This window comes from Candidatus Planktophila lacus (assembly GCF_002287925.1).
GTDB lineage: Bacteria > Actinomycetota > Actinomycetes > Nanopelagicales > Nanopelagicaceae > Planktophila > Planktophila lacus.
The window spans coordinates 1233634-1247262 of sequence record NZ_CP016769.1 but is presented as its reverse complement, the minus strand read 5'-3'; the positions used below and the strand labels follow the sequence as shown (position 1 = coordinate 1247262).

Genomic DNA, 13629 nt, shown 5'->3' with positions numbered 1-13629 from the left:
GAGAGAGGAAAGTCAGATATGGCAATTACGCCACCGCAATATCTGCTCCATCACGACGGTGACAATGTCGCTGTTGCTATGGCGGATATGCAACCAGGAACTCTTCACGGGCGATCCGTGAAAGAAGGAACAGAGAGCACCGCGATCTTAAATCACGCGATTCCGCTCGGCCACAAATTTGCCCTTGCAGATATTGCAGAAGGCGAAGCGATTATTAAATACGGAATCAAAGTTGGTCTCGCATCAGCTGCGATCAAAAAAGGCGATTACATTCACACACACAACATGAGGAGTTATCGATGGGAAGCAAGCCGCGCTTAATGGGATACCGCCGCGAAAACGGCGCTATGGGTATCCGCAATCACGTCATTATTTTGCCCCTTGATGATCTTTCAAATGCTGCTGCAGAAGCTGTTGCGAAGGTAATTCCAGGAACTCTTGCACTCCCACACGCATTTGGGCGTTTGCAATTCGGTGAAGATCTAGAGCTAACTTTTAATACGCTAATTGGAACAGGTGTTAACGCAAACGTTGCCGCTGTAGTTGTAATTGGCATCGAACCAAAGTGGACACAGAGAGTTGCCGATGGCATCGCTAAGACTGGTAAGCCGGTTGCAGCGTTCTCTATTGAAGGTAAGGGCGATCTTCAAGTTATTCAGGAAGCTAGCCGCGTTGCTGCAATGTTCTTGCAAGATGCATCTGGCCTAGAGCGTGAAGCAGCCGAAATGGGCGACATGATTATGTCGATCAAGTGCGGCGAATCAGATACAACATCAGGTCTTGGCTCATGCCCAACAACATCACAAGCAGTCGATCGCTGGGTAGCAGCAGGGGGAACCGTATTCTTCGGTGAAACATCTGAGCTAACTGGTGGCGAGCACTTGATCGCTGACCGTTGCATCGATGATGCTTGCCGTAACTTGTTCCAAACAACTTACGACAACTACATCAAGGTAATTGAAGCAACTGGTGCAAACCTTCTAGGTTCACAGCCAACGCAGGGAAATATCGCTGGCGGGCTAACAACTATTGAAGAGAAGGCGCTTGGAAATATCGCTAAGACTGGTTCAGTTCCAGTTGTTGGCGTTCTCAAGCCAGCCGAAGCTCCAGACCCAAAGAAGAAGGGCCTTTACTTCATGGACTCTTCATCAGCAGCTGCAGAGTGCGTAACTCTGATGGCGGCAGGCGGCGCAGTTATCCACTTGTTCCCAACCGGACAAGGCAATGTGATTGGTAACCCAATTATTCCGGTACTCAAGTTAACAGCGAACATTAAGACTGCTAACTCAATGACTGAACACATCGATCTAGATGTTTCAGGTCTATTGCGTTATGAATATGACTTAACTAAGGCTGGCGACATGATGATGGATGTCATCAATCAGACCGTTAATGGACGCCTCTGCAAGGCTGAAGTTATGGGCCACCGTGAATTCACCTTCACAAAGTTGTATATCTCCGCATAATGATTCTCATCTCTGAAGATGTATGGGGAACTCCCTTCCAGAAGCTGGAGGGGAGTTTTCCCATTGTCCGAAACGACGATCTTTGGAATAACGTTGATGAGTTAAAGAGCGCACTAAAAGATGCAACCGCTCTAGTTGTAAGAAATAGAACCAAAGTAACTGCAGATGTAATTGCTGCGGCACCTAATTTAAAGGTAATTGCGCGTGCAGGTGTCGGCTTGGACAACATTGATATCAAGGCAGCCGATGCCGCCGGTGTTGTAGTTGTTGCTGGTCTTGGTGCGAATGCAGTGAGTGTTGGCGAGCTAACTCTCGGTTTAGCGCTTTCCTTGTTACGAAATATCCCAGGGCATGATCAGGTCACGCGCGAAGGAAATTGGAATCGCACTCCAGGCCGCGAGCTATCGGGCTTGACTTGGGGGTTACTTGGATGTGGTGCAACTGGCATAGCCACTGCAAAGTTACTTCAGGGATTTGGCTGCAAAATGATCGGCTTCGACCCTTACGCAAAAAATCTAAGCGGTATCGAATTAAAGTCTTTTGAAGAAGTCTTAATGGAGAGCGATGTAATCAGCATCCATATGCCATCGACCCCCGAAACAAATGGCTCAATTAACGCTGCAACTTTGAAGTTGATGAAGCCAGATGCCGTATTGGTAAATGTGGGACGCGGTGAAGTAATTAACGAAGCAGATTTAATCGAAGCGTTAAAAGCCAAGGTCATTGCTGGAGCTGCCCTAGATGTGCGCGCTCAAGAGCCACCAGTTAAGGGCGAGATGGAGCAAATCGCGAATTTGATCCTAACTCCACACGTTGCAGGGATTACTAAGGAAAGCCAATTGCGTATCAATGAAATCCTTGTTTCAAATATTATGAAAGTCTTAAGTAACGAAGTTGCCACACATGCGGTTGGCGCAATCAAAGAAAACGCAAAATAATGGCGCAGCTAACTGTTGGCTCGGCAACCGAATTAGCGAAATCACTTCTTAAAGCCGCCGGTGTTCCTGATCAAGAAGCAGATGTAACCGCACGTTGCATCGTTGCCAGCGATCGTTGGGGAATCGGAAGCCATGGCTTAATGAGACTTCCTTTCTATCTTGCACGCTTGCAAGCAGGTGGAATTAAAGCCGATGCAAAGTTAAAGGTAGTAACAGATCTACCAAGCCTTGTGGTCTTTGATGGCGATGATGGCCTTGGACATTGGCAGTTACAGAAGGCGGCAGAAGTTGCTGCTGAACGCGCTGCAATAAATGGAATTGCCGCTGTCGGAGTTGGACGTTCAAACCACTGTGGCGCTCTCGGAATTTATGTCTGGCCGATGATTAATCGCGGGCTAGTTGGAATCGCATTTAGTACAGGACCTGCGGTTATGCCGCCATGGGGTGGAAACTCTGCGCTACTTTCAACTTCACCAATCGCTGCGGGAATTCCAACAAATCCACCAACTGTTGTTGATCTAGCAACTAGCGCAGTTGCACGCGGAAAGATTCAAGCAAAAGCGCAAGCAGGTGCCGAACTTGAACCTGGCTGGGCATTTACAAAAGATGGCAGCCCGACAACCGATGCCAAGGAAGCACTTGCCGGAATGCTCGCGCCGCTCGGTGGAGTTAAAGGTTATGCAATTGCAGTACTTGTTGAATCGCTAACCGGAATGTTGGTTGGACCATCACTGGCAAAAGACATTCCAGATATGTTCGCTAGCGAACAAGATGCTAATCCTCAGAAAATTTCACATTTCATTATCGCTATCGATAGCGCGAAGCTTTCGGTAGATGGCGAAAACACAAGAACTGCAGACTTTTCAGCGCTGGTGAACGCTGCTGGAGGCCGCTTACCTGGAGCAAATCGTTCTAATCCAGAGCGTCCCGACAATGCAGAAAACATCACGATCACCGATTCGGTTGCTGATCAGCTAGCGCAATGGTCAACGAAGTTAGGGATCTAAATGGTTAAGAACCTTCCCGGTTTAGGTCTGATAGCTGCAATTGTTGGCGTTGCCTTTCTAATAAATGACTTTCAACCAGCGGTAAGCCCGCTAGCGCTTTGCGTCGCATTTGGATTTGCTGTTGCAAACTTTGGTAGATGGCCAAGCTTTGCCGCTGCCGGAACAGGGCTAGCGAGCAAGAAGTTAATGCGCATCGGAGTCGCACTTCTTGGCGCACAAGTAAGTCTTGTCTCGCTCAAGGCAATTGGCTTCAAGGGAGTACTAACTGTCATCTTGGTTGTAACCTTCACAATTTTTGGAATCCTGGGGCTATCAAAAGCATTCAAAATGAGCGGTGAACTTGGACTTTTGATTGGCGTTGGATTTGGAGTCTGCGGTGCAACTGCAGTTGCTGCGATCCGCCCACAAACACGCGCTACCGAAGAAGAAACCTCATATGCAATCGCTTTGATTTCACTCTGCGGCACCCTCTCTATTTTTACCTTGCCATTTATTGGCCACCTAATTGGGCTAAGTGATCAGACTTTTGGTGCCTGGGCTGGTGCTGCCGTACACGATGTTGGTCAGGTAATTGCGACTGCATCTGTCTGGAGCGATGAGGCGGTGCAATCTGCCGTCGTAATCAAATTGGCGCGAGTATGTATGTTGGCTCCGATTGTTCTAATTCTTTCGATTCGCCACCGCCGCTACTTAACTTCAGTTGCAATGCAAAATGAAAAAGATGGAATAGCGGTTAGTACCAAGACAACGAAAGTGCCACTAATTCCATTCTTTGTAATTGGCTTTATTGCAGTTGCAACGATCCAAAACACACTTGATATTCCCTCAGGAATTCATGATGCAGTCGTTCTGGTAAGTAAGTTACTTCTTGGCGCCGGTTTAGTTGCACTTGGTTCAAGCGTGCGCTGGAAATCCATCCGAGCAATCGGCCCACGCCCCATGGTGATGGGGTTAATCGCTTGGGTAATTGTTGCCGGCGTTGCCTTGGCGGCAGTTCAAATTACTGGTCTTTAAGAACAAACTGCGCCGTAGGTTGCAGAACCAACCAGCTTCACATATTTAGAAAGCACGCCTTTTGTGTACCTTGGTGGAAGCGGCACAAAGCTCTTGGCACGTTCTTGCAACTCTTCGGGTGTAACGAGTAGCTCCAAAGTTCCATTTGGGATATCGATCGAAATTTGATCGCCATCTTTAATTAACCCAATCGGCCCACCATCTACAGCTTCCGGTGAAATATGGCCTACGCAAAGTCCAGTTGTTCCACCAGAGAATCTGCCATCGGTTACGAGCAATACATCTCTTCCGAGGCCTGCGCCCTTTATCGCACTTGTGATCATCAACATTTCGCGCATACCTGGCCCACCCTTAGGACCTTCGTAGCGAATAACAACTACATCACCCTTTTTAATCGTGCCATCAGAGAGCGCCTGCATCGCTGATTCTTCGCGATCAAATACACGAGCAGCGCCTTGGAATTTCTTCTCATCAACACCGGCGTTCTTCACAACCGCACCCTCAGGAGCGAGAGATCCTTTAAGAATAGTTATCCCACCATTTTTACCAAAAGGCTTTGCGGCTGGATAAATAATCTTTCCATCAGCAGCAGGAGGATTAACATCCTTGAGATTTTCAGCAATTGTCTTTCCGGTTACGGTCATGCAATCGCCGTGGAGCAGACCTTCATCAAGCAGAATCTTCATTACTGCAGGTACGCCACCGACCTTATCTAGATCAAACATTACATATTCACCGAATGGCTTCAGATCTGCAAGCAATGGAACGCGTGCGCCAATTCGCTTGAAATCATCGAGTGATAAGTCAATGCCTAGTTCGTGAGCGATCGCTGGCATATGAAGCACTGCATTTGTAGATCCGCCTAGCGCCATTACAACTGTGATGGCATTTTCCAAAGATTTTTTAGTAATGATGTCGCTGGTTGTGATTCCAAGTTTAAGTAAGTTGATTACAGATTCGCCCGCTAATTTTGCAAGCGGTTCGCGGCGATTATCAACTGCAGATGGAGATGAAGAGCCTGGAAGTGACATTCCCATCGCCTCTGAAGCGCTAGCCATCGTGTTTGCCGTGTACATACCGCCGCATGTTCCGGCACTTGGGCAGGCAGCCTTTTCAATGCGATCGAGATCTTCATCAGACATTAAGCCACGCGCATTTGCACCAACTGCTTCAAAAGAAGTGACGATATTTACTTTGATTTCCGTGCCATCTTGAAGAGTGGTTTTTCCCGGAAGTAATGAACCGGCATACATCAGAATACTTGGCACATCTATACGCGCAGCTGCCATAAGCATCGCCGGAATACTTTTGTCACATCCAGCGAGAGTTACCATCGCATCTAGGCGTTCTGCTTGCATAACAGTTTCCACAGAATCTGCAATTACTTCGCGACTAACAAGGGAGAAGTGCATTCCTTCGTGTCCCATAGAAATAACATCTGAAACGGTGATCGTTCCAAACTCCATAGGGAATCCGCCGTTAGCGCTTACTCCTGCAGCAACATCCTCAGCAACGGTGCGCAGCGACATATTGCAAGGGGTAATGGTGTTGTAAGAAGATGCAATACCAATCTGCGGTTTCTTAAAATCATCGCCCTGCATGCCCAGCGCTCTTAACATCGCGCGGTTTGGGCTTCGGTCACGGCCTTGTGTTACAAGCGAACTTCTCGGAGTCAGAGTCACTGTAGTACCCTAACCACAACCCAATACCTTGTGAAGAGTGTGCAGCAATGAGTTATACAACGTTGATATCCACTAGCGATTTGGCGCGCAACTTAGAAAATTCTGAGTTTGTAATTTTTGATGTTCGCTTCACATTAGATGACGAATCCTGGGGAAGAAAGGTTTATAACCAATCCCACATACCAGGTGCACATTACGCAGATTTATCTACTGATATGTCTGGAGAAATTATTCCGGGTGTAACTGGTCGCCGACCTTTTCCAACGGTTGCAGCGTTCACTAAGACTCTCTCTAACTGGGGAATAACCCCAGATACCCAAGTAATTTGTTACGACGCAGAATCAGGTTTGATGGCGGCATCACGCCTTTGGTTGATGTTTCGCTGGATGGGACATGAAAAAGTTGCCGTTCTAGATGGCGGCCTAAATGCATGGAACCGCGAATCTTTACCTTTAAACCAAGAGAAGAAAGTTTTAACGCCTACAAATTTCATTCCAAAGCTACGTAACGATCTCTTAGTCGAAGTCGAAAAAGTTGAAATGGCCAGAAATGATTCCAATTACTGCGTATTTGATTCCAGAGGTGCAGAGGGATATCACGGGGGCGGAAAATACTATGACCCAATACGCGGACATATCGCTGGCGCTGGTCTGGCAGATCGCGCTGAAATTACAGATGCGCAAGGGCTCTTTAAGAGCAAGGCTGATTTAAAGAAGCACTACGAATCACTTACCAACGGTGTTAGCGCCGATAACACAATTTTCTATTGCGGCTCTGGCGTAACTGCTGCACAAAATGTCTTAGCTATGGAGCACGCTGGTTTCACGGGAAGCAAAATGTATGTTGGTTCTTGGAGCGAGTGGATCACAGATCCAAGTAGAGAAATTGCGCTATGACCCAGAAGAAATATAGATATGCCTTAATTGGATGTGGCTTCTTTGCCCAGAACCACCTCCATGCATGGAGCCAAAATCCCGATGTCGAACTAATTGCAACTTGCGATGTTGATTTTGAAAAAGCGAAGTTGGCTGCTGCCAATTTCGGAGGCAAGGCTTATGCAAGTGCGGAAGAGTTATTTGCCAATGAAGATTTAGATTTCGTAGATATTGCTACGACTCCACCAACTCATAAATATATGGTCGAACTAGCGGCAAAGCATGGCGTTGCAGCAATCTGTCAGAAACCACTTGCTTGGGATATGGCTGATGCAAAGTCAATGGTTAAGGAGATGTCAGATAAAGGCTTGCCCTTTATGGTTCACGAGAATTTTAGATTCCAGACCCCAATGCGAAAAATCAAAGAGATTATCGATAGCGGCGCAATTGGTCGCCCGTTCTTCGGGCGAATTTCATTTAGAACTGCGCACGATGTTTACTCGGCACAATCTTGGCTAGTTGAAAGCGAACGAATGATTATCGTTGACGTTGCAGTTCACCTCTTCGATCTTGCGCGCTACTTTATTGGTGAACCAAATACGATCTTTACTTCGGCACATCGAGTAAATCCAATAATTAAAGGTGAAGATTCAGCCACGATATTGATGGATATGCCAGATGCCAGCTGCATCGTTGATGCTAGTTACGAGACTAGATCAGATCACAGCACCTATCCGCAGACCTTCGTAATAATTGAGGGAACCAAGGGGGCGATCACCCTGTCCGCTGATTACCATCTTCAAGTTGTATCGGGTACTTCTGTAACTAATGAAGTTGTTGTAATTCCGGATCATGGTTGGACTTCTCAGCCCTGGAATGGAATTCAAGATAGCGTCGTAAATGTAAATAAGCACTGGATTGAATGTTTGAAAACCGGCAGAACGCCCGAAACCAGCGGCGAAGATACTCTCAAGTTATTGGATATCACCTTGGGCGCATATGAATCAGCCGAGTCAGGTCAAGTCTTTAACGTTGGCTCACTACTCAAGTAGTAGATAAATGAGAAAACTTGTCGCTGGTCCGTTAACTCTGGAGTATTCCGAGGGAAGTCTTTGGAATATCAGTAACGGCAGTGAAGAGGCAATTCGCCGGATCTACCTCGTATTCCAGGATATTAACTGGACTTCTCGACCTTTTGTTATCAAAGATGAGATTTGGGATGTTGCTGATCGTTCGTTCAGTGCCAAGATCAAAGCGCAGGGTTCGCACGACGCTAAAGATTTATCTGTTGAGTTAGAGATAACCGGCTCGGAAAGCGGAGAAATCACCTACGGGTTTAGCGCATCTACAGCAGTGTCATTTATGAGAAACCGCTTGGGGCTCTGCCTGCTTCATCCCATTGCAGGCTTAGCTGGCCGCGAATGTGAATTAACTAAGGCAGATGGCGCTGTAGAAATATCCAGATTTCCAGATGCGATTTCTCCAAATCAACCATTCTTAAATTTATCTGGAATCAGTCATAAGCTTCAAAGCGGGCAAGTTGTATCAGTTAATTTCAAAGGTGAGATATTTGAAAGCGAAGATCACCGTAACTGGAGTGATGCCTCATATAAGACTTACTGCACACCAATTTCTCTACCCTTTCCTGCGCAAGTTACTCCGGGGGAGGTGCTTAGCCAAAAGATAACCATCTCAATTTCCGGCGAGCACACGACAGCAATTTCAAAGAATGAAAGCGCCGTTATTACAGTCGGAGCCGAAGAGATTAAACTTCCCGAAATTGGTTTGGGGCTAAGTGAAGATCCCGCACATTTAATCGTCAGTGAGTATGCGGGGTTTGAGGACCTTGCGATTAAACATCTTCGCCTGGCACTTAACGGCAATTCTCAAATTCGCTCTGCAGTGGAGAAGGCGTTACTGGTAACTCAGAAGCTAAAGATTGATCTTGATCTTGCGATAACCGCCGATAGCCCGCAGCAACTTCAAGCAATACTGCAGCCAATAGCTGAATTAAAGGATCAGGTTCGTTCTTTCTATATCTTCTCGGTAAGCGATAAAACAGCGCCACTTGGTTTTATTCAAGCGGCCGAAGAGTTACTAGGGGATAAGTCGAAAATCATTGGTGGTACAGATCTGTACTTCACCGAACTCAATCGCAATCAAGGCTCAGTCGATTTCGTTGATCAAGTCAATTTTTCAATTAACCCCCAGGTGCACTCATTTGACGATCGAACTCTTATACAAAACACTGCTACCCAGAAAGTGATTTCCACAAATGCTCATCGGATTGCCAAAGGAAAAAAGGTAAGTATTGGGCCAATAACGCTACGTCCTAGGTACAACCCAAATGCAACTCAACCCGATAAAGATGTCAGCAATACACCTCTGCCATCGTCGGTCGATGCCCGCCAGCGCACTTGGTTGGCGGAAGGCTGGACAGCAATGTCTATCCGCTCGATTGCAGAGTCTGAGTCAATTTCAACCGTGACTTACTTCGAAACTCTGGGATGGCGTGGCATACGCGAGATATCTACTGGAAGTGAAGATGCACTCAACTTTGCTAGTAAAGCAGGTGAAGAATTTCCAGTATGGCGCTTGTTCAAGCATCTCAAAGGGTTTACTCATGCCAGGCCAACTGCTTCATCTCTTCCAGAGTTAGTTGATTGCCTGATCATTACATCAGCTGAAAAAACAGAGGCTATTTTGGTGAATTTCAGTACCATTGAGCAGGAAGTGAAATTCTCTGGAATTGATTTAAAGCCACAGACTTTAACTCCCGAGAGCGTTACTTATTTAGAAATTACAGGGGTAGCAAATGTTTGATCCACTATTTGATCTTAAGCAGAAGCGCGTTCTCATAACTGGTGGCGCCGGAACGCTAGGTGCGTTGATCGCCAAAGCCTTTGCCGAACGCGGCGCTGATGTAACTATCCAAGATCTAAATGAAGAACGCCTCGATGAAGTCCGCAAATCCATTTCTGGCGAATCAGGCAAGGCTTTCTCAATTAGCGCTGATTTATCTAGCCCTGATCAATGCGCCAGCGTTGTTAATGAAGCAAATGCGTTGATGGGTGGCCTAGATATCGTTATCAATACTGCGGGAATAAATCGTCGCAAACCTATAACTGAAGTAACCGAAGAAGATTTCAACGCCATAGTTTCGGTAAATATGAAGGCGATCTATTTTATTTCGCAGGCGGCACATCCGATCATGAAGGCGGCCGGCGGTGGAGTGATTGTAAATATGAGCTCTCTAAGCGCTCGTTATAGCTTCAATACGATCTCTGTTTATGCAGCGACCAAAGCAGCGGTTACTTCAATAACCCGCAGCACCGCTCGTGAATGGGCAAAAGATAAAATTCGAGTTAACTGCATTGAACCTTCAGTTATCAAAACTGATTTCACCAAGCCGCTATGGGGCGAACCCCACCGCACAAAATGGTTTGATGAAACAACTCCGATTGGTCGCCTCTCAAATCCTGACGAAATCATCGGATCAGTAATCTTTCTGGCAACGGATGCATCTTCATATATAACTGGTCAATCTATTGTCATAGATGGTGGAATCTTGAGTGGTGGCGACTGGGATTCATACGCTTAGCAATCTCTATTTGCGAAGCGAAGTGATAAGTTCAAGACCTTGAATAAGGAGCATTTAAATGTCTAGCGGGTTCGAAGCGATTGTCTGGAAAGAAAACAAGATTGTTCTGCTTGATCAAACACAGATTCCCATCTCGGAAACTTATATTTCTTACGACGAACTAGCCCCATATATCGATGCCATTCAAAGGTTGGTTGTTAGAGGCGCCCCTGCGCTCGGCGTCGCTGGTGCCTACGGAGTCGTCTTGGTTATTGATGAGGCTGCACGTAAAGGTCATAGCGCGCAAGAGTTAGAACATAACCTTGATTTACTTCGCGATGCACGTCCAACGGCAGTTAACTTGGCCTGGGCTGTTGAGAAGATTCGTAAACATTTGCCAGAAGGACGCGATGCAGTTCTTGCCGCAGCCCACCAGTTAGCGAGTGAAGATAAGCAATCGAGTACTGATATGGGAAATATTGGCGCAGATTGGCTGATCAATAAACTGGGAAGTAAGCCAATGACTTTGTTGACCCATTGCAACACTGGTTCGCTTGCTACAACTGGCACCGGAACCGCGCTAGGTGTCATTAAAGAGATGCATAAGCGTGGCTTTGTTAAAGAGGTTTATGCAGATGAAACTCGTCCGCTTCTTCAAGGCTCACGTTTAACCGCCTGGGAGTTAATGAAATCCGATATCCCTTATCACATCGAACCAGACGGGGCGGCAGCGATGGCGATTCTCAGTGGTCGAATTGATGCTGCTCTAATTGGCGCAGATCGAATTGCTAAAAACGGTGATTCTGCAAACAAGATTGGTTCGCTAAGCGTTGCACTTGCTTGTCACGCTGCAGGAATTCCATTTCTAGTTGTCGCTCCCGAATCAACGGTTGATCGCAGCATTAAAACCGGAAGTGAAATACATATCGAGATACGTGGAGATGAAGAGTTAACTCATTTCAAGGGAATTCAAGTAGCACCAATTGGAGCCAAGACCTTTAATCCAGCTTTTGATGTAACGCCAGCAAAGTACATAAGTGCAGTCATAACCGAGAAACATTCCTACGAAATAGCAGAAGGCCAAACACTATGAGTGATCTAAAGCCATTACACGACCTAGTCGCACGTTCACAGAAGATCGGTGCCGACCAATCAATGGTTGTTTACGGCGGTGGCAACACATCTAGTAAAGGTGAAGTTAAAGACCATCTCGGTCGCCTTAAGAAGGTTCTCTGGGTTAAAGGTTCTGGCGCAGATATGCAATACGCGATCGATCGCGATTACCCAGCGCTTTATCTTGAAGAACTACTAGCGTTACGGGATTTTGACGCTTTAGATGATGACACGATGGTTGATTATGTAACTCGAGCTCTGGTTGATCCAACTTCACGCCGTCCATCCATCGAAACACTTTTACATGGTTTTCTTCCCGCTAAACATATTGATCACGTTCATGCCGATGCGATCTGTGCGCTGACCAATCATCCACAAGGAGAAAAAGCAGTTCGTGAAGCACTCGGTGAAGAATTCGCGTATGTCGATTGGATTCGTCCGGGCTTTGAACTGTCTAAGTTAGTTGGCGGTTTAGGCGATTATGCCGGTGTAGTTCTTGCTCATCACGGCCTAGTTGTCTGGGATGAAGATTCAGATCGTTGTTACCAAAAGACTCTTGATGCAGTGGCGTTGGCTGATAAATACCTCGATTCACTTAATAAACGACCAGCGGCGAACTTCCAACATCAAGATCTGCCCGATGAAGAGTTAAAGGATTTGCTTCTAAAGTTGCGCGGAACTCTTGGTAAGAAGCAGTTACTTAGAACAGATACTCGTTTAGCTGAAATTGCATCGCGCCCAGACCTGAAGAAGGTCTTGGCTCTAGGTGCATCTAGCGCAGACCATATGTTGCGTATCCGCCCTAAGTCAGCAACAGTGACTTTGGAAGATACTGAAACTGGAATCAATGAATTCCGCGAGAACTACAGCGCATATTTTGAAGCGAATAAGTCACTGCTACCTGCTGGTTATTCAAGCCATGGGAATGATCCACGCGTAATTATTGTTCCAGGCGTAGGTGCAGTTACTGCTGCAACAACAATTAAAGAGAATGTGATGCTGGCAGATATCGCTTCACATACTCACAAAGTTGCAGCGCGAGTCATCGATGTATTTGGTGATGGAGACACAATCTCTGACGCGGAAATCTTTGGTTTTGATTACTGGCCAATGGAGCTATTTAAGTTAAAGAACAAGCCAGCCCCCGCACAACTAGATGGACACATCATTATCGTTACGGGCGCCGGCAGCGGCATTGGTAGAGGCGTGGCACTTGAACTCGGAAAACGTGGCGCTCACGTAGTCCTTGCCGATATCGAAGAAAAAGGACTTCTAGAAGTTGAGAAAGAGTTCGCTGAGAATAAATGTAATCCGCCGCTATTGGTATTGGGTGATCAATCAAAGGAAGCAGATGTTCAGGCGACAGTTACAAAAACCATTAAGCACTTCGGTGGACTTGATGGCGCTGTAATTAACGCGGGTATTGGTATCAGCGACAAGCTTGAAGACTTGGATATTGAAAAATGGCGCCGCGGTTTAGATATAAATCTTTCCAGCGCGTTTATGTTGACCAAAGAAGCTATGAAGGTAATGCGCAAACAGAAAATGGGTGGCTCGATCGTTTACATCGCAAGCAAGAACGCATTTGCACCGGGCGCAGGATTTGGTGGATATTCAGTTAGCAAGGCAGGAATGTTGCAGTTGATGCGCATTGCAGCTCTTGAAGGTGGAAACGCTGGAATTCGCTTCAACGGAATCAACCCTGACGCAGTCTTCGATAACAGCAAGTTGTGGGAAGGCGGTATTCGCGAACAACGTGCAGCTGCACATGGTGTGAAACCAGAGGAACTTGAGGACTTCTATGCCTCTCGAAATCTTTTAAATGCACGCGTAAGAAGCCTAGATGTGGCTCGTGCTGCAGCATTCTTCTTAAGTGATGAATCTTCACGCACAACAGGAAGCGTTATCGCCGTCGATGGTGGTGTTGCGGCGGCATTTCCTAGGTAGATAATTG

The 13629-nt window shown here is 46.6% G+C and carries 12 protein-coding genes; 11 read left to right on the top strand and 1 reads right to left on the bottom strand.

The features are described 5' to 3' along the window. Positions 1–18: 18 nt before the first annotated feature. Genes A1s21148_RS06300 through A1s21148_RS06280 form a run of 5 tightly spaced genes read left to right on the top strand, consistent with a single transcriptional unit; the run spans position 19 to position 4425 of the window. Positions 19–321: a UxaA family hydrolase gene (locus A1s21148_RS06300; RefSeq protein ID WP_095671569.1), complete on the top strand. Its 303-nt coding sequence runs from the start codon at positions 19–21 to the stop codon at positions 319–321. Beyond that, positions 300–1466: a UxaA family hydrolase gene (locus A1s21148_RS06295; protein ID WP_095671568.1), complete on the top strand. Its 1167-nt coding sequence runs from the start codon at positions 300–302 to the stop codon at positions 1464–1466. Before A1s21148_RS06300 ends, A1s21148_RS06295 begins: the two co-directional genes overlap by 22 nt. Next, positions 1466–2404, top strand: coding sequence for an NAD(P)-dependent oxidoreductase (locus tag A1s21148_RS06290; protein WP_095671567.1), 939 nt, complete (start codon positions 1466–1468; stop codon positions 2402–2404). The genes A1s21148_RS06295 and A1s21148_RS06290 overlap by 1 nt, the downstream gene beginning before the upstream one ends. Then, entirely contained in the window at positions 2404–3411 is a 1008-nt protein-coding gene (locus A1s21148_RS06285; RefSeq protein ID WP_095671566.1) for an Ldh family oxidoreductase, read from the top strand. The genes A1s21148_RS06290 and A1s21148_RS06285 overlap by 1 nt, the downstream gene beginning before the upstream one ends. Next, positions 3412–4425: a YeiH family protein gene (locus A1s21148_RS06280; protein WP_095671565.1), complete on the top strand. Its 1014-nt coding sequence runs from the start codon at positions 3412–3414 to the stop codon at positions 4423–4425. Here the strand turns inward: A1s21148_RS06280 and ilvD are convergent. Then, complete coding sequence (gene ilvD / locus A1s21148_RS06275) at positions 4422–6107, bottom strand: dihydroxy-acid dehydratase (RefSeq protein WP_095671564.1); 1686 nt, start codon at positions 6105–6107, stop codon at positions 4422–4424. The genes A1s21148_RS06280 and ilvD overlap by 4 nt on opposite strands. A gap of 47 nt (positions 6108–6154) precedes the next feature. On the opposite strand from ilvD, the gene A1s21148_RS06270 reads away from it, so the two are divergent. Genes A1s21148_RS06270 through A1s21148_RS06245 form a run of 6 tightly spaced genes read left to right on the top strand, consistent with a single transcriptional unit; the run spans position 6155 to position 13622 of the window. Further along, a complete protein-coding gene (locus A1s21148_RS06270; RefSeq protein WP_095671563.1) occupies positions 6155–7003 on the top strand; it encodes a sulfurtransferase in 849 nt (282 codons plus the stop codon). Then, the gene (locus A1s21148_RS06265) at positions 7000–8034 is read left to right on the top strand and encodes a Gfo/Idh/MocA family protein (RefSeq protein ID WP_095671562.1); all 1035 of its coding nucleotides are present in this window, start codon (positions 7000–7002) and stop codon (positions 8032–8034) included. Before A1s21148_RS06270 ends, A1s21148_RS06265 begins: the two co-directional genes overlap by 4 nt. Positions 8035–8041: 7 nt before the next feature. Next, complete coding sequence (locus tag A1s21148_RS06260) at positions 8042–9805, top strand: D-apionate lactonase family protein (protein WP_095671561.1); 1764 nt, start codon at positions 8042–8044, stop codon at positions 9803–9805. Further along, on the top strand, positions 9798–10583 hold the full coding sequence (locus A1s21148_RS06255; RefSeq protein WP_095671560.1) for an SDR family NAD(P)-dependent oxidoreductase: 786 nt from the start codon (positions 9798–9800) through the stop codon (positions 10581–10583). Before A1s21148_RS06260 ends, A1s21148_RS06255 begins: the two co-directional genes overlap by 8 nt. 58 nt (positions 10584–10641) lie before the next feature. Further along, complete coding sequence (gene mtnA, locus A1s21148_RS06250; RefSeq protein ID WP_095671559.1) at positions 10642–11655, top strand: S-methyl-5-thioribose-1-phosphate isomerase; 1014 nt, start codon at positions 10642–10644, stop codon at positions 11653–11655. Then, on the top strand, positions 11652–13622 hold the full coding sequence (locus tag A1s21148_RS06245; protein ID WP_095671558.1) for an SDR family oxidoreductase: 1971 nt from the start codon (positions 11652–11654) through the stop codon (positions 13620–13622). The genes mtnA and A1s21148_RS06245 overlap by 4 nt, the downstream gene beginning before the upstream one ends. Positions 13623–13629: the final 7 nt, after the last annotated feature.